Genomic DNA, 19123 nt, shown 5'->3' on the forward strand with positions numbered 1-19123 from the left:
TCGAGCATGACCAGGTTGACGCGCCGTGACTTGCTCAGAACCGCCACTCTCGCGACGGCATCCGGCCTGCTCGCCGCCTGCGGCTCGGACCCGGTCGACGGGGTGCCCGCCGACGGGGTGCCGCGGGGGAAGATCTCCGTCTGGCTGCACCAGACCAAGGCGTACGACAAGGTGTTCAACCCGCTGCTGCACAAGTACGTCCAGGAGTTCGGCGGCGTGGACGTCACTCCCCTGTACGTGCCGGTCGACAAGCTCGACGCCAAGCTGCTGACCGCGTTCGCCGGCGATGTCCCGCCCGACCTGTTCAAGGTCGGCGGCTGGACCATCCCCGGCCACGCGCGCAAGGGCCGGCTCAGCCCGATCGTCCCCAAGGCCATGGGCGTGGCCGACGAGAAGGTGCTGGTCCAGGCGTACGACGAGCACGCGATCGGCTCGCTGTCCTATGACGGCAAGCTGTACGGCGTCCCCGTCGACTACACGATCTGCTACCTCTACTACCGCAAGGACAGATTCGCAGAAGCCGGGCTGGATCCCGACAAGCCGCCCAGCACCTGGGAGGAGGTCGCCGAATACAGCAGGCGGTTGACCTCGGCCGACGGCAAGAAGGTCGGCCTCCAGTGGATCCTGGGCAACCCGCAGTGGACGCTGATGCAGTTACTCGCCCTGGTCAAGGGCAAGGGCGGCACCATACTCAGCCCCGACGCCGCCAAGGCCACGCTCGCCACGGACGCCGGGGTCGAGGCGCTGCGCTACTACGGCAGCCTGGGCAACCCCAAGCTGTCCAACCCGCTGTCGGGGTTCGGGCTGTTCGCCACCGGTGAGGCGGCGATGCTGGTGTCCGGGCTGTTCGCGATGGATCTGTTCCCGTCGCTGAGCGCCAGGCTGACGTTCGGCAAGGTCTTCGACATCGCGCCGATGCCGCGCTGGGAGTCGGGCCCGCCGGTCGCGCCCGCGTACACGTGGGGGTGGGCGGTCGCCGGGCAGTCCAAGCTCAAGTACACCGCCTGGCACTTCATCGACTACCTCCAGCGCGCGGAGGTCGCCGCCACGCAGCTCAAGGACGCCAGCCTGCTCACGCCGGTCAAGGGCTGGGAGAAGCTGCCGGGAGCCGACCAGAAGGCCATCGACATCATGGCGGCGTCCGCGCCGTACGCCGACTTCGGGCCGCAGACGCCCGTCTGGAACGAGATGGCCAAGTCGCTGACCGACGCCGCCGACGCGGTGGCATTCGGCAAGAAGACGCCGGAGCAGGCGGCGGCGGACTTCGACCGGGCGATGCGGATCGCCCTGTGACGACGTCCTTGGACGCGGCCGCCCGGCGGCCCGTGCCGCGGGTCGCGCGAAGGTCCGGGAACGGGCAGCGGTGGGCGGAGGCGCGGGCAGGGGGCCTGCTGGCGCTCCCCGCCGCTCTCTACTTCCTGATGTTCTGGGTCGTGCCGTTCGCCTCGGCCGTCTACCTCAGCTTCACCAGCTACGACTTCGCCGGCACCCCCGAGTGGACGGGCCTGGACAACTACCGCAGGATGCTGGACGACCCCGGCTTCTGGAACTCGGCCCAGGTCACCGCCGTCTACACCGTCGCCTCCGTGGTCCCGTCGATCGTGCTCGCCCTGGCGATAGCCGTGCCGCTGAGCAAGCCGGGCCGCTACCACGCCTTCCTCCGCGCGCTGGTCATGATCCCGGCCGCGATGCCGCTGGTGGCCACGTCGCTGACGTGGTCGGCGATCTTCGCTGACAGGGGGCCGGCCAACGCCCTGGTCGGGCTGGCCGGCGTGGAGCCGCAGCCGTGGCTGACCGACGAGGGGCTCGCGATCTGGGCCTTGGTGATCATGACGACGTGGAAGCACCTCGGCCTGTTCGTGATCATTCTGACCGCGGGCCTCCAGGGGCTGCCGCTGAGCGTCTTCGAGGCCGCCGGGCTCGATGGCGCGGGGCCTTTGCGGATCTTCTACCGCATCACGCTGCCGCTGCTGCGCCGCACCCTGCTGTTCGTGCTGGTCATCGCGGTGATCGGGGCGATGCAGTCGTTCGTGCCCGCCTTCCTGCTGACCAAGGGCGGACCGGCGGGCGCGACCGAGGTGCTGCCGCTCTACATGTGGGCGACCGGCTTCACGTTCGAGCGCATGGGCTACGCGTCGGCGATCGCGATGGTGCTGCTCGTGGCCATGCTGGTGCTCTCGTTCACGCAGTTCCGCGTGCTGCGAGGGGGCGACGACCAGTGAGGGTCCTGCGCGCGACGGTGCTGACGCTGGTCGTGGCCGCGCTGCTGCTGCCGGTCTACGCGATGTTCGCCGTCTCCTCCGCCTCGGACGCGAACGATCTCGGCGGGCTGTCGTTCGACGCCGCCCAGCTGGGCGCGCACGTGGCGGAGCTGTTCGGCCAGGGCGGCTTCCCGCTCTACCTGCGCAACAGCCTGATCCTCTCGCTCGGCATCGCGGTGCTGGAGGTGGTCCTCTCCGCGGCCGCCGGGTACGCGCTCGCGCAGCTCCGCTTCCCCGGGAGCCGGGCGTTGTTCGCGGTGATCGTGGGGACGCTGTCGCTGTCGCCGATCGTGGTGCTCGTCCCGATGTACCTCATCGTCAAGGCGCTGGGCTGGATCGACACCTTCCAGGGCATGATCGTGCCGTTCATGATGAGCGCCTTCGGGGTGTTCCTGGTGCGCCAGTTCGCCCTGGCGCTGCCGCGCGAGCTGCTGCTGTCCGCCCGGGTGGACGGGGCGGGCGAGCTGCGCATCTTCCTGCGCATCGGGGTTCCCCTGCTGCGGCCCGCGTTGCTGACGCTTTTCCTGCTGCAGTTCCTGGCGCAGTGGGACAACCTGCTCTGGCCGCTGATCGTGGCCAACGATCCCGGGCTGTGGCCTTTGCCCGTGGGGTTGTCGCAGCTCCAGACCGAGTACGACTTCAGCGCCGGCCTGGTCGGCACCGCCGCGCTGATCACGGCGCTGCCGCCCCTGGCGCTGATGTTCCTGTTGCAGCGCTACTACGTGGCGGGGCTGACGCTGGGAGGGGTACGCAAATGAGCACGTACGGGGTGTGGACGACGGCGTACGGGCTGCCGGCGTTCGCGTACACGCTGGACCAGGATCGGGACGCGCGTGCCGAATGGGATCCGGTGCTGGACCCGCCCACGCGGCGGCACTTCGCGCACGTGGGCAACCGGCGGATCACCCTGGTGTCGGACAACTACGGGCTGAGCGACCTGTTCGACGAGCACACGGGCCTGCTGTGGCTCACGCGAGGGACCGGGGTGACCCGGATCGGCGAGCTTTCCACCGATATTTCGGGATCTGAGCGGGTCTTTGGGCCTACCTTCGCCATCGTCCGGGTGGCCGACGAGCGGGTGGCCCTGGAGCGCACGGTCCTGTGCCCGGAGGGCGAGCAGCCGTGGGTGCTGATCCGGCTGCGGGTGCGCAACCTGCTCGACGTGCCGGTGCGGCTGGAGCTGACCGAGGAATGGGCGGCCGGCGCGGCCCGGGTCGAGCTCGTCACCGGCGCCACCGCCGCCGACGACCCCGGGCTCGAACTGGAGCTCCTCGGCGAGGCGAAGTCGAGCTCCAGGCCGGAGCCCGGTGACGGGGCCGGCACGCGATCCGGGCCGGAGCCCTCCGGCGGGGCCCGGACGCGGGGCGGGCGGCTGGAGGTGCCGCTGGAGCTGGCCGCGGGTGGCGAGCGGGTGCTGCACTTCCGCTTCGGCCTGCTGGACTCCTCCCCCGAGCCCGCGTCGTTCGGGCGCAGCCTGGCGGCCCTGCGCGCCCGGCTGCCGCGCGCGGCGGCCGGGCAGGCGCCCGAGGCCGAGCGGGAGATCCCCTGGCACGCCGCCCTGCTCACCGGAGCGGCCTGCGCCGACGGCGTGCTCGGTGGCCACACCTTGGACCAGGGATCCTGCTACTCCTTCCGGCACGGCTTCAACGGAGCCGCCCGCGACCCGCTCCAGCACGCCCTCCCGCTCGTCTACGTCGAGCCGGACCTGGCGCTGTCCGTGCTGCGCAACACGTGCGCATGGGGCGGGCCCGACGGCGACCTGCCCTATGCGCTCGGACCGGACAAGCGGCCCTGGACCGACCTGTTCCGCCCGTCGGACCAGAATCTGTGGGCCCTGTGGCTGGCCTCCGAGTACCTGAGCGCGACGGGCGACGAGGCCGCCTTCCGCGCGGCGGTGCCGTACCACCCGATCCACGAGTCCCCCGAGGTGCCGCTGCACGAGAACCTGCGCAGGCAGTTCAGGTTCCTCGTCGATGTGGTCGGACGGGGCGAGCACGGACATCTCCGCATCCTCAACGCCGACTGGAACGACCTGGCCATCAGCGAGAGCGGCGTGCCGCGCGAGGTGATGATCGCCCAGGGCGAGTCCGTGCTGAACTCCGCCATGGCCGCCTGGGTGCTGCCGCGCTACGCGATGCTGGCCGAGCGCCTCGGCGACGACCCGACCGCCGCCGAGGCCCGCGAGCTGGGCGAGGAGCTGCGCGAGCTGGTCGCGGGCGAGTGGAACGGGCGCTGGTACCGCCGCGCGTACGGCCCGGGGGCGATCGTCGGCGACGACGATCTGTGGCTGGAGGTGCAGCCCTGGGCCATTCTGTGCGACGCCGCCCCGCCTGAGCGGGCCGTGGAGCTGTTACGCACGATCGAGCGCACCTCGGCCGCCGGTTCCCCGCTGGGCGCCCGGCTGCGCTGGCCCGCGCGCGACGCGTACGGGCCTGGCGGGGTCGGCACGATCTGGTACGCGATCAACATGACGCTCGTCTGGGCCGCCGCTCCGTACCTCCCCGAGCTGGCCTGGGACTGGTGGCGGCGGATGACGCTGACCGCGCACACGGCCGCCTACCCGGACGTCTGGGAAGGCACGCTGTCCGGCCCCGACGCCTACCTGGCGCCCGAGACCGCCCGTCCCGGACGTACGTGGGACCTGGCCGAGGTGGGCGTCGCCATGCAGGCGTACCCGGTCGCGAACCTGCACAGCCACTCCCAGCCGCTGCTGGCCTACCTGCGGCTGCTCGGCGTCGAGCCCTTCCAGCAGCCGCGCGGCGGCGCCTTCTTCGCCTCCCCGGTGCTGGAGGTCGAGCCGTGACCGTGCTCGGCGTCGACGTCGGCGGCACCTACACCAAGTGGGCGGCGCTGGACGGGGACACGGTCACCGCCTCGGGCACCGTCCCCACGCCGCCGGGGCCGGACGAGACGGTCAAGCTCGCGGCCTCGCTGGCCCCGCACGCCGAGGCCATCGGGATCGGGCTCCCGGGCCATGTGGACCGCGACACCGGAACCGCGCTGTTCGTCCCCAATCCTCCGGGCGACTGGGACGGCTACCCCGTGGCCGCCCGGCTGCGCGAGCTGGCCGGAGTCCCCGTCTCCGTCGTCAACGACGCCCGCGCGTTCGCGCGCGCCGAGCTGGAGCTGGGCGCGGCGCGCGGGCTGGCCGACGTGCTGTTCGCCGTGCTCGGCACGGGCGTGGGCGGGGCCGTCGCGCTGCGCGGGGCCGTGCTCGCCGGGCCGCGGGACAACCTCGGCGAGCTCGGGCACCTCACGGTCTCCCCTGGAGGATCGGCCTGCTGCTGCGGCAACCGGGGCTGTCTGGAGACGTTCGCCGCCGGGCCGGGCATCGTGCGGGCCTTCAGCCCGGGCACGGTCGCGGCGGGCACAGTCGCGGCGGGCACGGTCGCGGAGGTCGCCGAAGCGGCCAGGGCCGGTGACGGGCGGGCGGTCGAGGCGTTCGAGCGGGCCGGTTGGGCGCTCGGCGTGGCGCTCGGCGACGCGGCGGCGCTCCTCGGCGTCGGCTCGGTGGTCGTGGGCGGCGGCGTCTCCGGCGCGCTCGACCTCATGCGTTCCGCCCTGCACGCCGAGCTTGCGCGGAGACGACCGTTGATCGGGGACCTCGCGGTGCTGCCGGCCGCACTCGGCCCGCTGGCCGGGGCGATCGGCGCCGCGCTCTTTGGGAGGAGATCTGGATGAAGTGGATCAGCCGTGCCATGGAACTGCTCGGCGAGATCGAACGGACGCAGGAGGAGAGCCTTGCCCGAGCCGCTCGCATCGCCTCGGAGGCCATCCTCGGCGGAGGGGTGGTGCACACGTTCGGCACCGGGCATTCGCGGATAGGCGTGGAGGAGATGTTCCCCCGTTACGGCTCCTATCCGGGCTTCCATCCCATCGTCGACCTGTCCACGACGTTCTACACGCAGGTGGCCGGCTCGAACGGGATGCGGCAGGCCATGTTCATCGAACGCGTCGAAGGGCTGGCCGACGCCATCCTGGCCAATTTCGAGCTGCGGCCGAGTGACGCGGCCATCGTGTTCAGCGTGAGCGGGCTCAACGCCGTGCCCGTAGAGATGGCGATGGGCCTGCACAAGGCGGGCCTGCGGGTCGTGGCCGTGACCTCGATGAACGAGACCATGGCCGTCGAGCCCGGCCATCCCAGCGGGACCAGGCTCGCCGACCACGCCGACGTGGTGATCGACCTGCGCACCCCGGTGGGCGACGCGCTGTGCCGGGTGGAGGGGCTGGCCGAGCCGGTCGGGCCAGGCAGCACGCTGGCGGCCGTCTCCGTGGTCAACGAGATCAAGGTCCGCACGGCCGAGCTGCTGGTCGCGGGCGGCTGGACCCCGCCGGTGATCTCCAGTGCCAAGCTCGTCGGCGCCGCCCGCTCCGGCGAGCTGTTCGAGGCCGCCTATCTCGAGCACGCGCGCCGCGCCGCGGCCGTGCTCAGGAAGCCATGAGCGCCGTCCTGGTGGCCGGATCGGACGGCGGCATCGGCCGCGCCTGCGTGGCGGCGATCGAGACAGCCGGTACGAGCGCCTACGGCGTGGACCTGTCCGGCGGGCTCGACATCACCGAGCCCGGCCAGGTCGAGAAGGCGCTGGCCCAGGCCACGGCCCGGCACGGGCGGATCGCCGGCGTCGTGCACGCGGTCGGCATGTCCGGCAGGTCGCTCGGTGACGGCGGCGTGGCCGAGTGCACCGACGAGGCCTGGCACGAGGTGCACAGGGTCAACCACGAGTCGGTGTTCCGGCTGCTGCGCGCGGCCATCCCCGTGCTGCCCGAGGGCGGCTCGATCGTGGTGATCGGCTCGGCGCTCGGCACGTCGGTCGACGACGACTTCCGCACGGTGGCCTACGCCTCGGCCAAGGGCGCGCTGATCCCGCTGATCAGGACCGCCGCCCGCGAGGCCGCCCCGCGCGGCGTGCGGGTCAACCTGATCTCGGCCGGTCTCGTGGCCACGCCGATGAGTCTTCGTGCGCGTACGTCCGCTTCCGTCCAGGCCAGGCTGCCCGCGCTGATGCCGCTCGGCGCGACGCCCTGCCTGCCGGAGGAAGTGGCGCAGGCCGTTTTGTGGCTGCTCTCGCCGTCGTCCGGGCGGACCACGGGCGCGGTCATTCCCGTCGACGGAGGGTGGCATCTGCGGTGAACGTCCTGTGGGAAGGCGACGTGGTCGTCGCGGGTGGCGGCAGCGCCGGGTGCGCGGCCGCCGTCGCGGCCGTGCGTGCCGGCGCGTCGTGCCTGCTGGTGGAGCCGGCCGGCTTCCTCGGCGGCACCGGTGTCGCCGTGCTCGACACGTTCTACGGCTTCTACGCCCCCGGTCCGGTTTCGCGGAGGGTGGTCGGCGGGATCGGCTGGGAGGTGTGCGAGCGGCTCTTCGCCGCCGGTGCCGCCTTCGAGCGGCCCAACACCTACGGGGCCGGCACCGGCGTCACGTACGAGCCCGAGGAGCTCAAGCTCGTCTGGGACGAGCTCACCTCGGAGGCGAGCGTGCTCCTGCACGCCCGGGTCTGCGCGTACGTGCCGGGCGCCGGAGTCGAGGTGGAGACCGTGGCGGGACGGTTCCTGGTCAAGGCCCGGGTGATCGTGGACGCGACGGGCGACGGCGAGGTGGCCTGGCGGGCCGGAGCCGCGCTGGAGCGCCCCGGCCTGCGGGCGCAGCCGATGACGGCCACGTTCCGGCTGGGCGGGGTGGACCTGTCCGCCACGAGCTCGTCCGAGTTGCACGCGCTGATGGCCGACGCCGATCTGCCCAGGCGCGAGGGCTCGGTGCACAGGACCGTCAACGACGGGATCGTGCACACCAATCTGACCCGGGTGAGCGGGCTCGACCCGACCGACCCGTTCGAGCTGTCGCGTGCCGAACGTGAAGGACGTGCGCAGGTGCGGGAGTACGTCCGCTTCCTGCGGGCCAAGGTGCCCGGGTACGAGTCGGCGGTGCTGCTGAGCACGTCTGTCCGGATCGGGGTGCGGGAGTCGCGACGCCTCCTCGGGCAATATGTCCTGACTTCTGATGACGTACTGGCCGGGAGGGATTTTCCCGACACGATCGCCCGGTGCGGCGCGCCGATCGAGGATCACGCCGCGGGATCGGCCACCCGGTGGGAGTACGTGCACGACTACGGGACCTACGGGATCCCGTACCGGTGCCTGCTGCCCGTCGAGGTCGGCGGGCTGATCGTGGCCGGGCGGTGCCTGTCGGCCACGCACGACGCGCACGCCTCGGCCCGGTCGATGGGGCAGTGCATGGCGATGGGGCAGGCGGCCGGGACCGCCGCGGCGCTGGCCGCGCGGGCCGGGCTGGATCCCGGGGCGGTGGACGTGGAGGTGCTGCGCGCCCGGCTGCGCGAGGAAGGGGCGCTCCTGTGACGCCGGGACTGGTTCGCACTGTGCTGGGCGACGTGGAGTCGCTCGGTGTGACATATGCGCATGAGCACTTCTTCATGACCGGTGACTGGCCCGTCCGCAACGAGCCCGACTACCGGCTGGACTCCCTGGACGCGGCCGTCGCCGAGGTGGCGGCGGCCCAGCGGCTCGGGCTGTCGGCGGTGGTGGAGATGACGCCGCTGGGCTTCGGCCGCAGCCCGTCGCTGATGAAGGCGCTGGCCGAGCGGACCGGACTGCACGTGATCGCGGTGACCGGCTTCCACAAGAGCGCCTACTACAGCGACGCCCACTGGCTGCACCACTACACGCCCGGCGAGATCACCGAGCTGCTGGTCGCGGAGATCGAGCTGGGCATGGACGAGTACGGGCTGGTCGGGCCGCTGGTGCGGCGGTCGTCCGCGCGGGCGGGCGCCATCAAGATCGCGACCGCGTACCACGCCTTCGGGCGCGGCGTGCAGCGGCTCGTGGGCGCGGTGGCGCAGGCCGCCGTCCGCACCGGCGTGCCCGTCGTGACCCACTGCGACAAGGGCACGATGGGCCACGAGCTGCTGGACGCGCTGTCGGCGTGCGGGGTGGCGGCCGACCGGGTAGTGCTCGGGCACATCGACCACAACCCCGATCCCGGATATCTCATCTCCCTGGCGGAGAGGGGGGCTTATCTGGCCTTCGACCGCCCCGGGCGGATCAAGTACGGGCCGGACAGCGAGATCGTCGCGCTCGTCGCGGAGCTGGCCGGGCGCGGGCTCGGGCATCGGCTGCTGTTCGGCATGGATCTGGCGCGGCGGTCGTACTGGCCCGGGCTGGGCGGCGGGCCGGGGCTGACCTATCTGCTGGAGCGGTTCGTGCCCCGGCTGGCGGCGGCGGGGCTGGGCGAGGTGGCCGAGTCGGCGCTGACCGGCAACCCGCGCGCCGCCTTCGCGCTGCGCCCGCCCGGCCCGTGACGGCTCAGGGCAGGTTCTTCTCCGTCTGGTTCTGCCAGCCGGCGTTGGTGTTGAGCTCGGGCGACGTGCCCGCGAACGCGCCACGCGCGTACGTGTCGCCCTGGAGCTGGTACATCAGCCACGCGGTCACGTACCCGAGGAAGCCGCCGCCCGTGCCCTGGATCGTGTTGTGCCCGGCGCCCTTGAGCAGCGCCTTCGCCGCCGCGCCCGGGACCTGGTCGTAGTACGCCTGCAGCGCCGAGTTGGGCGAGATGAGCACGTCGCCGGACCCGCCGGCGAACAGCACCGGGCAGGTCAGCTGACTCACCGAGAAGCTGTCACCCGCGCTCACCCAGACCGGAGCGGGCAGCGCGATGGGCACGACGGTGTCGATCAGGCCGCCGGACTTGGTGGCGGTGTTCACCGCGCCGCCCGCGCCCTGGGAGTGGCCGACCGCGCCGACCTTGGTGACGTCGAGCTTGCCGTGGAAGACGCTGGCGGCGTCGGCGTTCCTGGCGATCAGGTACTGCGCCGCGGCGATCATCTCCGACCCGGTGCCCGTCGTGGTGTCGGTGGAGGCGACCACGGCGAACCCCCAGGAGGCCAGCTGGTTGAGCAGCCCCGGATACTGCCCGGGCACCGCGTTGGTCCCGTTGCCCCAGGTGACGATGGGGTGCACGACGCCACCGGCCCCGAGGTCGGCCGGGTAGTAGAGCTTGTACCCCGGCGCGTCGGCGGTCGCGACCGTCCACGGTCCTGCGACCTCGTAGTGCGCCTCGATGGTGTCCGCGGCCTGCGCCGGACTGGCCTGGAGTCCCAGCGAGACCGCGACGATGAGCACGAGCAGCTTCATGCAAGCTCCCCAAATTTGTACGGATGACCGGAACTCTCGCTTCACAAGCGGGTCCTGTCAATGGTTGGATCGTGGTCATGGAGCACATGCCGTCCGCCGCCGAGATGCTCGGCTGGATCGAGACCGTCGTGGGGCAGGGCATCCGCCGCCCCGGATACCCGGCGGACGCGTGGACCGAGCGGTGGCTGGCCGAGCGCCTGTCGGACTTCGGGCTGGAGGTCTCGCTCGAACCGGTTGAGGTGCGGCGCTGGCAACCGGGCGCCGGGCTGCTCCGCCTCGATGACGGCACCTCGTGGCCCGGCCTGCCGCTGCCGTTCACGGCGCCGTCCGGGAGCCTGCGAGGGCGCATCGCGCGGCTGGCCGACGCCCGGCCGGGCGACATCGCGGTGGACGAGCTGACCTTCACCGAGCTGCCGCAGTCGTTCGTCAAGACGCTCGCGACCTCGGCCTACGACCCCGAGGGCAGCTTCGGCACGCTCGTGCAGACGCTCCCGTTCGGTCCGCGGATGATGGAGGTCGTCGAGCCCGCCCTGGCGGCGGGAGCCGCGGGTTTCGTCGGCGCGCTGACCGGCCTCCCCTGGGACACCCGCGACTACTACGTCCCGTACGACGCGATCGAGCGCCCGATCCCCGGCCTGTGGCTGTCCGGTACGGACGCCCGCCGGCTCCTGGACCGGCTCCCGTGCGAGGGAGAGCTGATCGCCGAGTCCGCCATCGACACGGTGACCACGCACAACGTCGTCGCCACCCTCCCCGGCGGCTCCCCCCACACGGTCATCGTCGCCTCGCACCACGACGCCCCGTGGGCCTCGGCCGTCGAGGACGCCTCCGGCCTGGCCCTCGTCCTGGCCACCGCGCGTCACTGGGCCCGAGTCCCGGCGGAGGAGCGCCCGCACAATCTGACGTTCCTCCTCACCTCCGGCCACATGGCCCACGCGGCGGGCACCCGGGCCTTCATCGACCGCCACCGTGCGGAGCTGACCGACGTGGTGCTCCAGCTGCATCTGGAGCATGCCGCGCTGCGCTGCGAGGCGGTGGACGGCCGGCTCGTGCCGACCACCGACCCGGAGGTCAGGTGGTGGTTCACGACGCGGGCTCCCCAGCTGGAGCAGCTGGTCGCGGCGACGCTGGAGGCGGAGGACCTGCGGCGCTCGTTCGTCCTGCCGCCGGACGTGTTCTCGCCGATGCCGCCCACGGACGGCGCGTTCTTCCATCCCGAGGGGGTGCCGCTGGTGCACTTCCTGTCGGCGCCGATGTACCTGTTCGACTCGGCGGACACGATCGACAAGGTGGACGTGGCCGGGCTGGAGCCGCTGGCCCGCGCGGCCGTCCGGATCGTGGCGGGCACCGCCGGCTGGACCCCGGACGAGCTCCGGGCGTCGAGCGCCGCGAGCACGCCCGGCGCCTGACGCGGCCGAACGGCGTCTCCAGCGCCCCGGTCCGGACGCGGGGGTTCGAGCGGGTGGATCACCGTACGGGCGGACCCGCGCTCACCCTTCAGGCGGACGACGGTCGCCATCGTGGTGGCGACCATGGACTCCGTTCACTGAAGGCTCTCGTCGAAGGACACGGACATGCTCAAGAAGTCTCTGACGGCCGCGCTGGCGGCGTCGGCCGTCGCCGCCCTCACCTTGGTCCCCGCCGGCCCCGCCGCGGCCGCCGCGATCGAGATCCGTCCCGGGCAGGTCTCGACCCTGAAACAGTCGAACAGCAAGTTCATCTGCCCGACGAACGAGGTGCTGATCGGCCGCGGGCACCGCGGCGACGAGAACGGCGACACCACGTTCCACTGCGGCCGCATCTACATCGACAACGTCCAGGTCACGGTGCTCAAGCTGGACATCTGGGGCACCGTGACGGACGAGAACAACCACAACTACCACTCACCGGCGAACGAGGCGATCACCGGGATCCGGCACGACGGCGACGAGAACGGCGACACGATCTACTACAGCGGCGCGCTGTACTGGCAGGGCAAGCCGGTGCAGATCACCCCCAGGCAAACGGACGTCTGGGTCAGGGAGAACAACCACGCCTCACTGGCCGGCACCAACCAGGTGATGACCGGCCGCCGGCACACCGGGGACGAGAACGGCTGGACCCAGTACGAGTACGGCTGGATCTCCTACAGCGGCTGATCCCAGGAGCCGGGTGGCGCGAGCGGTCGGCGGCGGGCCCGTGGGACGGATCGCCGCGCCCACGTCACCGGCCCGGCCGGAGCACGATCTTGCCGTGGGTGTGCCCAAGCTCCAGCTCGCGGAACGCGTCCCGCACCTGCTCCAGCGGGTAGGTGCGGGCGATGGGCACCTCGAGCTCCCCGCGCTCGGCGAGCCGGGCCAGCTCGCCGAGCACGACCGCGCAGGCCGCCGCGCCTTCTCCGTAGGTTCGGGCGCCGACCCTGGCCGCGGCCTGCCAGTCGCGGATGGTGTTGATCCGCCCGGGGCGCACGCCCAGCGCCATCGCCAGGTCCACGTAGCCGTCGCCGAACGTGTCGATGAACGCGTGGACCTCTCCCCCGGCGGCCTGCCGGACCCGCTCGGCCACACCCTCCCCGTACGCGACCGGGATGACACCGCGCTCCTTCAGCCAGGCGTGGTTCCGCTCGCCGGCCAGCCCGATCACCGTGGCGCCGCGCCGCCGCGCGAGCTGCACGGCGAGGGATCCGACGCCGCCCGCCGCGCCGGACACCACGACGGTGTCGGCCGGTCCGGGGTCGACCGCGAACACGGTGGCGTACGCGGTCGTGCCGGCCACGTACAACGACCCGGCCACGTCCCAGGACAGCCCCTCCGGACGCGGCGTCAGATTCACATCGTCCACCACGACGAACTCCGCGTGGCTCGCCCTGTTGTGGGTGAAGCCGAGGACCTCGTCGCCGACCGCGACGCCGCGCGCCTGCGAACCGGCCGCCACCACGACGCCGGCCAGATCGCTGCCCTGCCCGGAGGGGAACGTCGCCGGCCAGCGCTCGTGCCGCGCGCCCGCCCGGATCATCACCTCGCCGGGCTGGATCCCGGCCGCGCGGACCTCGACCAGCACCTGCCCTGGGCCGGGCACCGGCCGCTCCACCTCCTCCACCCGCAGGACGTCGATCCCGCCGTACTCGTGGAACCGCACCGCCTTCATCCCGTGCTCACCGCTCTTCCTCGCTCAGATGGACCTTGGACGGCCACACCTCGACCATGCCAGCGCCTTCGACCGCGCGGGAGCGGAGCGGTCTCCCCAGGATCGGCGGTCCGAGGATGCCTCTGGAGCCCTGAGAAGCCGGCTCGTCAGGCGAAGATGGCGTTCACGGCCTTGCTCACCGCCGCGAGAGGGACCTTCTCGCGCTGGCGCTCGCAGGCGATCCACTCCTTGCCTTCCGCGGCGACCCCCTCCAGGACGTGCAGGGCGTTCCAGATCCCCGCCGTACCGAGGGTCACCTGTGACGCGCCTTGCGGATCCTTGTCCTCGGTCTCGGTGACGTCTGTCGGCGGATCGGTCACCTTGACCTTGATCGGGTCGCCGTTGGTCAGCGTCAGCTCGAAGACGTTCTCGCCGCTGTCGGTCTCGGCCACCTGGACGGAGGTGAACGCGTCGTAGCGGTAGTTGGTGCGCGCCCGGATGGGGAAGGTGACCTTCTGGAAGTCCAGGCGCATGGTCAACTGCCGCACGCCGTCCTTGGTCAGCAGGAAGAGCAGGATCTTGTATTTCGAATAGCGCCATGGCCCGTTCTCGACGCGTGCCCTGTCGTAGAAGGGCGTGGCGGGTGCCTCGATGAAGGCGTGGGCGAGGACGTCCTGCCGCTTCAGCCGGTAGAGGTCCATCGCCTGCTCCATCAGCGCCTTCCTGTCGCACTCCAGCCAGCGGGCCATCTCGAGGTCGTCCGGCCGGTCGGCGAGTTTGAGCTTCCACCGGTCGAAGGCCGCCTGGCGGCCGGCCAGCAGGGCCGCCTTCTCCGCCTTGTCGGCGGCGTGCCGCTCGTACTCCGCGGCGATGTCCAGCCAGAGGCGAGCGGCGAACCAGACGGAGGCCACGGCGACGAGGGCGGCCGGCGCCACGACGAACGGCCTGACGTGCGCGCCGCTCCAGATCAGGAAGGCGCCTGCCGCGGCCGCCGCGATCGCGGCCAGCACGCACATCGCTTTCACGAGCATGGGGACGCGCAACTCCTTGCGGTAGTCCCACAGCTTGCCCGCCTCCCAGCGCCGCGCGACGTCGGCGACCAGGTATCGGGTGAGCCAGGCGACTCGCTTGGCGTTGACCGTGCTCTCCCGGTAGATGGTGACCACCTCGTCACGCATGGCCCGGCGGATGCCCGCCGTCTCCGCGAGCCAGCGGGCCTTGTCCGCCTCGCGCGGGGCGTACCGCGCGGAATAGTGGTTGAACTGCCGATCGATCTTGCGCGCGAAACCATCGCCGCGCGTGGTGGCCGGCTCGCGCAGGTGCTCGCGCTCCTTCGCCTGGCAGCGCTCCTTCCTGCACCGCCACTCCACGCCGCTGCGCACGCTCGCGTAGCAACCGGCGGCGAGAGCCAGCAGGGCGGACACGGCCGCCGTCCCTGTGTGCTGCCAGGCCGTGGCGCCGATGAAGCCGACGGCCGCCACGGCCAGCGCGGCGGTCGCCGTGGCCTTGGTCCAGGCGCCGGCTTTGATGACGACAGGATCCGCCGGCTGTACCCGTGGGCCGATGGGCTCCGGCTGGAAGAACTTCCAGGCCCGCCGCAGCCGGTCCTTCGCGTAGCGATCGCTTTTGGCGGCGTCGAAGGCGCGCGCCCAGAGGGCGTCCTCGGCGGAGCTGTCCAGGAACATCTCCATGTGCTGGAGGACGTCGTTGCGCTGCTCGTCGGTCAGATTCTGGAGCTCCTGCTCTATGTCGGCTGCCCCATTCTCCGCGGCGCGGGAGGTCAAGAGGTGGTCGACCAGCTTGATCGCGTCAGCCCACGCGTCGTCGTCCTTGACGGCACCGCGTACGCGGCTCAGCACGGCGATCTCGTCCGGCGGCACCTGCTGCAGGGTGCGCCCGCTGAGCAGGGCCAGCAGCAGGTAGAAGCAGGAGCGGCCGTTGACGTAGTCCTGCAGGACCACGGCGTCGCGGATGTGCTCGCGCGCCTCGGGAGCCATCCCGGCGCGCAGGGAATTGAGCCCCACCTTGAAGGTCTCCTCAGGTGAGGGGGCGGACCTGACCTGGTAAACGTTGACCGGTCCGTGGATGGCCTCCGCCTGGACGGCGACGTTCGCCGAGTCCATGGCGAGGTTGGTCGGCCCGGGGCCGGAATCGTTCACAGGACGCCCCGGATGGCCGCGATGACGGTCGACACGTGCGCCGCCAGCTCGGCCACGTCCGCCAGGAGGCCGCGGAGCTTCTTGAGCGCGATCATCGCCTTGCTCCTGCCTTCCTCGGTGCTCTCGGACAGCGACTCGGCGGCGACGGCGATCTCCTCCTCCGCCGCGGTGAAGGTGTCCTCGTCCACCTCCTGGGCCTTGCGCGCCCTGGCCAGCCGATCGCGCAGCTCGGCGAGCTGGGCGGCCGGGTCGCTCGCCCGGGTCTGGGGCGGCTGGCCGATGGTGACGTTTCCGTGGATGTGCCCGGCCTGCACGCCCACCCGGGCGTTGTCGCGGGCGACGTTCTTCACGCTGTCGGTCATGCGTTTCGCCTCTCTCGCCTCTCTCGCCTTGCTCGCGTCGCTCGCGTCGCTCGCGTTGCTCACCGGGTGGTTCTCGTGCTCCGCGGCCAGTTCCTGAGCGAGAGCCACGGCGAAGGCGGCGGCGTTGGCCGCCGCCTTCGGCTGCCAGTTCAGGCCGTCGGTCGCGGTCTTGGTGCCGTCGGCGCGGTCGCTGATGCCGCGCACCACGGCCATGGGCAGCGACCTGTTGTGATGGGCGGCCTGCGCCACCCCGGCCGCCTCCATCTCGATCGCGAGCGCGTCGTTGTAGGTCTGACGCACCCATTGGGCGTGCGCGGAGATCGCGGAGTCCTGTACGACCTCGCCGGCCGCGATCGGGCCGAAGCGCACCGCGGGCACGGCCGCGCCCGCGGGCAGGCGGCCGGTCCAGGTCCCGGTGCGGTAGAGGTGGCGGGCGATCTGGTCGGTCTCGTGGGCGATCTCCCAGACGCGGGGGCGGGCTTTGAGCCCGTCGTCCTCGCTGGTGCCGCCGTGGTAGCCGTACACGTGCGTGGCCACCACCACGTCGCCGAGGCCGACGCCGGGCCACAGGGCTCCGGCGACCCCCACGAACAGCAGCGCCGACGGCGAGAACTCGGCGATCGCCCGCTCGGTGATCACGGCGGACGGATGGTTGCCCTTGCCGACCAGGCCCAGGGCCACCCGGCGCCCGTCGCCGGCGAGGCGGCCGAGCTCGAAACGGGTGCCGGCGGTGTGGCGGTGCACGCGCGGGTCGGTCAGGTGCTCGCGGACGGCCTGATACTCCAGATCCAGCGCGGTGAGAATCACGATCATGACCATCGACCTCCTAAGGCCGAGTCATCGGGGGGATGAGGACGTGGACCGGGCCCGCCTTGAAGAGCCGGGCGGGCCGCCCGTTCGGGGTCTTGCGCATCGGGCCGTCGGCGACGATGAAGCCGCGGGCGCCCTGGACCTTGCGGTAGAAGTTACGGGGATCGAGGCTGACGCCCCAGACGGCCTCGTACACCTGCTGGAGCTCGGAGATGGTGAAGGTCTCGGGGCAGAACGCGGTGGCCAGGGCGGTGTGCTCCAGCTTGGTACGCGCGCGCTCGACCCCGTCGATGACGATGCGGCGATGGTCGAACGCCAGCTTCGCGTCCGGGGCCAGGGCGTCGTCCACCGGGGTCCAGGAGGCGCCGGCGGCGTCGGTGCCGGCGACCGGCTCCGGCAGGCGGGGCGCGACGGCCAGGTAGGCGACGGACACGACGCGGCCGCGCGGGTCGCGGCCCGGCTCGCCGTACACGGCCAGGGGCTCCAGGTGTACGTCGGTCAGGCCCGCCTCCTCCGACAGCTCGCGCCGCGCCGCCGCCTCGATGTCCTCGTGCTCGTCGCGCAGGAAGCCGCCCGGCAGGGCGAGGGCCCCGAGGAACGGGTCGACGCCGCGTTCGACGAGCAGGACGTGCAGGCGCGCGTCGCGCAGGGTCAGGATCACCAGGTCGACCGCGAGCAGGATGCGCGGCGGCTGCCATGGGTCGTCGGGCATGAGCCCACCATAACTTTTTGTCAGTTCGACAGGAAGTCTTTCCGCCGGATGAGAATCCGGGCGGCTCGCTGCCGAGCGGGGTCGTGCGCCTGCTCACCTGCGACAGCAGCTCGCGCGTCAGGGATGGCTCGCGAACCGCACGGTGATGGACAGGCCCCCTTCGTGGCGTGCCCTGGTGGTGAGGGTGGCGTGGTGTGCCTGGGTGACGGCGTTGACGATGGCGAGCCCGAGGCCGTAGCCGTCGCGGTGGCCGTGGCGTTCGGGCGCCAGTCTCTGGAAGGGCTGGAAGAGGCGCTGGAGCTGGTCGCCGGGGATGACCGGCCCGCTGTTGGTGACGGTGAGGATCGCCTGCGTGCCGGAGGTCCGCGTAGTGACCTGCACGTGCCCGTCCGCGTGGTTGTGGCGGACGGCGTTGTCGATGAGGTTGGCGACGAGGCTCTCGATCAGTCCCGGGTCGCCGGCCGTCACCGCGGGCGTCAGGTGGCCGGTCAGGTCGACGCCTCTCCGCGCGGCTTGGCCGCGGCGGGAGGCGAGCACTCCTTCGACGACGTGGGCGAGATCGAGGGTGTCCCAGCGGGTGACGCCGCGCTCGCTGCTGGCCAGGGCGAGCAGTGCCTGGACGAGCCGTTCCTGGTGTCCGCCCAGGGCGAGGGCCTCCTGGCAGACCGAGCGCAGGGTGCCGGCGTCGGCGTCGGGGTCGGCGAGGGCGACTTCGAGGAGGGTACGCAGGCCGGCCAGCGGGGTGCGCAGCTCGTGGGAGGCGTTGGCGACGAAGTGGCGCTGGGCGTCGAAGGAGGCCTCCAGGCGGGCGAACAGGTCGTCGAGGGTGTGGCCGAGCTCGGTCAGCTCGTCCGCGGGCCGGCCGAGGTCCAGGCGCCGGTGGAGGTTTCCGGCGGAGATGCTCTGGGCGGTGGCGGTGATGGCGCGCAGCGGGTGCAGGAAGCGGCCGGCGACGTACCAGCCGAGAGCCAGGGCGACGGGAATCAGCACGACCAGGGCGGCGGCGGATCCGATGAGGAGCTGGGGCAGGCTGATCCCGGGCCCGGTTTCGGTGATCGCGCTCGGCGATGGGCGGCCTTGGGGGACGGTCGCCTCGATGCTGGCCAGCGGGACGTCGACGAAGACGACCACCAGGACCCCGGCGGCGTAGATGCCCGCCGCGTAGGCGAGCGCGAGCCGCGTCTGCAGGGACCTTCTGGCCGGCTGCCGGGAGGTCACGACGGTCCGATGCGGTAGCCGCCTTCGCGGATGGTCTCGATCACGGGCGGGTCGCCGAGCTTGGCCCGCAACCGGTGCATGGTGTGCTTGACGGCGCTGCTGAAGGGGTCGGCGGCCTCGTCCCAGACACGTTCGAGCAGCTCTTCGGCGGAGATGACCAGGCCGGGCACGGCGAGCAGGCATTCGAGCAGGGCGAACTCCCTGGCGCTCAGGTCAACGCGGCGGCCGGCCCGGAACACGGTGCGGCGGGCCGGATCGAGGGTGATGTCCCCGCAGGCCCGGGTGGGCGGGAGCGGCGGGGTGGCCCGGCGGGCCAGGGGCCGGACGCGGGCGACCCGCCCGGCGGACGCGAAC

18 protein-coding genes are annotated in these 19123 nt (G+C 72.2%); 11 read left to right on the plus strand and 7 right to left on the minus strand.

The window, feature by feature from the left end:
- The first annotated feature begins 6 nt into the window (after positions 1–6).
- Genes ETD85_RS33375 through ETD85_RS33415 form a run of 9 tightly spaced genes read left to right on the plus strand, consistent with a single transcriptional unit; the run spans position 7 to position 9571 of the window.
- Entirely contained in the window at positions 7–1293 is a 1287-nt protein-coding gene (locus ETD85_RS33375; RefSeq protein ID WP_138693811.1) for an ABC transporter substrate-binding protein, read from the plus strand.
- On the plus strand, positions 1290–2222 hold the full coding sequence (locus ETD85_RS33380) for a carbohydrate ABC transporter permease (protein ID WP_138693794.1): 933 nt from the start codon (positions 1290–1292) through the stop codon (positions 2220–2222). The genes ETD85_RS33375 and ETD85_RS33380 overlap by 4 nt, the downstream gene beginning before the upstream one ends.
- Positions 2219–3019 (plus strand): carbohydrate ABC transporter permease, encoded by an 801-nt coding sequence (locus tag ETD85_RS33385; protein WP_138693795.1) that lies wholly within the window; start codon positions 2219–2221, stop codon positions 3017–3019. Before ETD85_RS33380 ends, ETD85_RS33385 begins: the two co-directional genes overlap by 4 nt.
- Entirely contained in the window at positions 3016–5064 is a 2049-nt protein-coding gene (locus ETD85_RS33390; protein ID WP_138693796.1) for a GH36-type glycosyl hydrolase domain-containing protein, read from the plus strand. Before ETD85_RS33385 ends, ETD85_RS33390 begins: the two co-directional genes overlap by 4 nt.
- Entirely contained in the window at positions 5061–5942 is an 882-nt protein-coding gene (locus ETD85_RS33395; RefSeq protein WP_170246966.1) for an ROK family protein, read from the plus strand. Before ETD85_RS33390 ends, ETD85_RS33395 begins: the two co-directional genes overlap by 4 nt.
- On the plus strand, positions 5939–6703 hold the full coding sequence (locus tag ETD85_RS33400; protein ID WP_138693798.1) for a sugar isomerase domain-containing protein: 765 nt from the start codon (positions 5939–5941) through the stop codon (positions 6701–6703). The genes ETD85_RS33395 and ETD85_RS33400 overlap by 4 nt, the downstream gene beginning before the upstream one ends.
- Entirely contained in the window at positions 6700–7392 is a 693-nt protein-coding gene (locus ETD85_RS33405) for an SDR family NAD(P)-dependent oxidoreductase (protein WP_138693799.1), read from the plus strand. Before ETD85_RS33400 ends, ETD85_RS33405 begins: the two co-directional genes overlap by 4 nt.
- Positions 7389–8612 (plus strand): FAD-dependent oxidoreductase, encoded by a 1224-nt coding sequence (locus ETD85_RS33410; protein ID WP_138693800.1) that lies wholly within the window; start codon positions 7389–7391, stop codon positions 8610–8612. Before ETD85_RS33405 ends, ETD85_RS33410 begins: the two co-directional genes overlap by 4 nt.
- A 32-nt stretch (positions 8613–8644) precedes the next feature.
- Positions 8645–9571, plus strand: coding sequence for a phosphotriesterase family protein (locus ETD85_RS33415; protein WP_276617297.1), 927 nt, complete (start codon positions 8645–8647; stop codon positions 9569–9571).
- 4 nt (positions 9572–9575) lie between these two features.
- Here ETD85_RS33415 and ETD85_RS33420 read toward each other — a convergent pair whose 3' ends face one another.
- Complete coding sequence (locus tag ETD85_RS33420) at positions 9576–10403, minus strand: alpha/beta hydrolase family protein (RefSeq protein WP_138693802.1); 828 nt, start codon at positions 10401–10403, stop codon at positions 9576–9578.
- Positions 10404–10480: 77 nt separating this feature from the next.
- Between ETD85_RS33420 and ETD85_RS33425 the strand changes: the two genes are divergently transcribed.
- Both ETD85_RS33425 and ETD85_RS33430 read left to right on the plus strand, forming a co-directional pair.
- Complete coding sequence (locus ETD85_RS33425) at positions 10481–11812, plus strand: M28 family metallopeptidase (RefSeq protein WP_240779601.1); 1332 nt, start codon at positions 10481–10483, stop codon at positions 11810–11812.
- A 165-nt stretch (positions 11813–11977) separates the two neighbouring features.
- Positions 11978–12541 (plus strand): hypothetical protein, encoded by a 564-nt coding sequence (locus ETD85_RS33430; protein ID WP_138693803.1) that lies wholly within the window; start codon positions 11978–11980, stop codon positions 12539–12541.
- A gap of 64 nt (positions 12542–12605) precedes the next feature.
- On the opposite strand, the gene ETD85_RS33435 is transcribed toward ETD85_RS33430, so the two are convergent.
- From ETD85_RS33435 to ETD85_RS33460, 6 genes are all read right to left on the minus strand, one after another.
- On the minus strand, positions 12606–13529 hold the full coding sequence (locus ETD85_RS33435; RefSeq protein ID WP_138693804.1) for an NADP-dependent oxidoreductase: 924 nt from the start codon (positions 13527–13529) through the stop codon (positions 12606–12608).
- 146 nt (positions 13530–13675) lie between these two features.
- A complete protein-coding gene (locus ETD85_RS33440; protein WP_138693805.1) occupies positions 13676–15667 on the minus strand; it encodes a hypothetical protein in 1992 nt (663 codons plus the stop codon).
- The gene (locus tag ETD85_RS33445; RefSeq protein WP_240779600.1) at positions 15664–16842 is read right to left on the minus strand and encodes a 5'-methylthioadenosine/S-adenosylhomocysteine nucleosidase family protein; all 1179 of its coding nucleotides are present in this window, start codon (positions 16840–16842) and stop codon (positions 15664–15666) included. Before ETD85_RS33445 ends, ETD85_RS33440 begins: the two co-directional genes overlap by 4 nt.
- 13 nt (positions 16843–16855) lie before the next feature.
- Positions 16856–17551, minus strand: coding sequence for an NUDIX hydrolase (locus ETD85_RS33450; RefSeq protein WP_138693807.1), 696 nt, complete (start codon positions 17549–17551; stop codon positions 16856–16858).
- Positions 17552–17668: 117 nt separating this feature from the next.
- On the minus strand, positions 17669–18769 hold the full coding sequence (locus tag ETD85_RS33455) for a sensor histidine kinase (RefSeq protein ID WP_138693808.1): 1101 nt from the start codon (positions 18767–18769) through the stop codon (positions 17669–17671).
- Positions 18766–19123: winged helix-turn-helix domain-containing protein (locus tag ETD85_RS33460; RefSeq protein WP_138693809.1), on the minus strand; the 358-nt coding region annotated here is incomplete at its 5' end. The genes ETD85_RS33460 and ETD85_RS33455, both read right to left, overlap by 4 nt.

Origin of the sequence: Nonomuraea zeae (assembly GCF_005889725.1) — a bacterium.
Taxonomy (GTDB): Bacteria; Actinomycetota; Actinomycetes; order Streptosporangiales; family Streptosporangiaceae; genus Nonomuraea; species Nonomuraea zeae.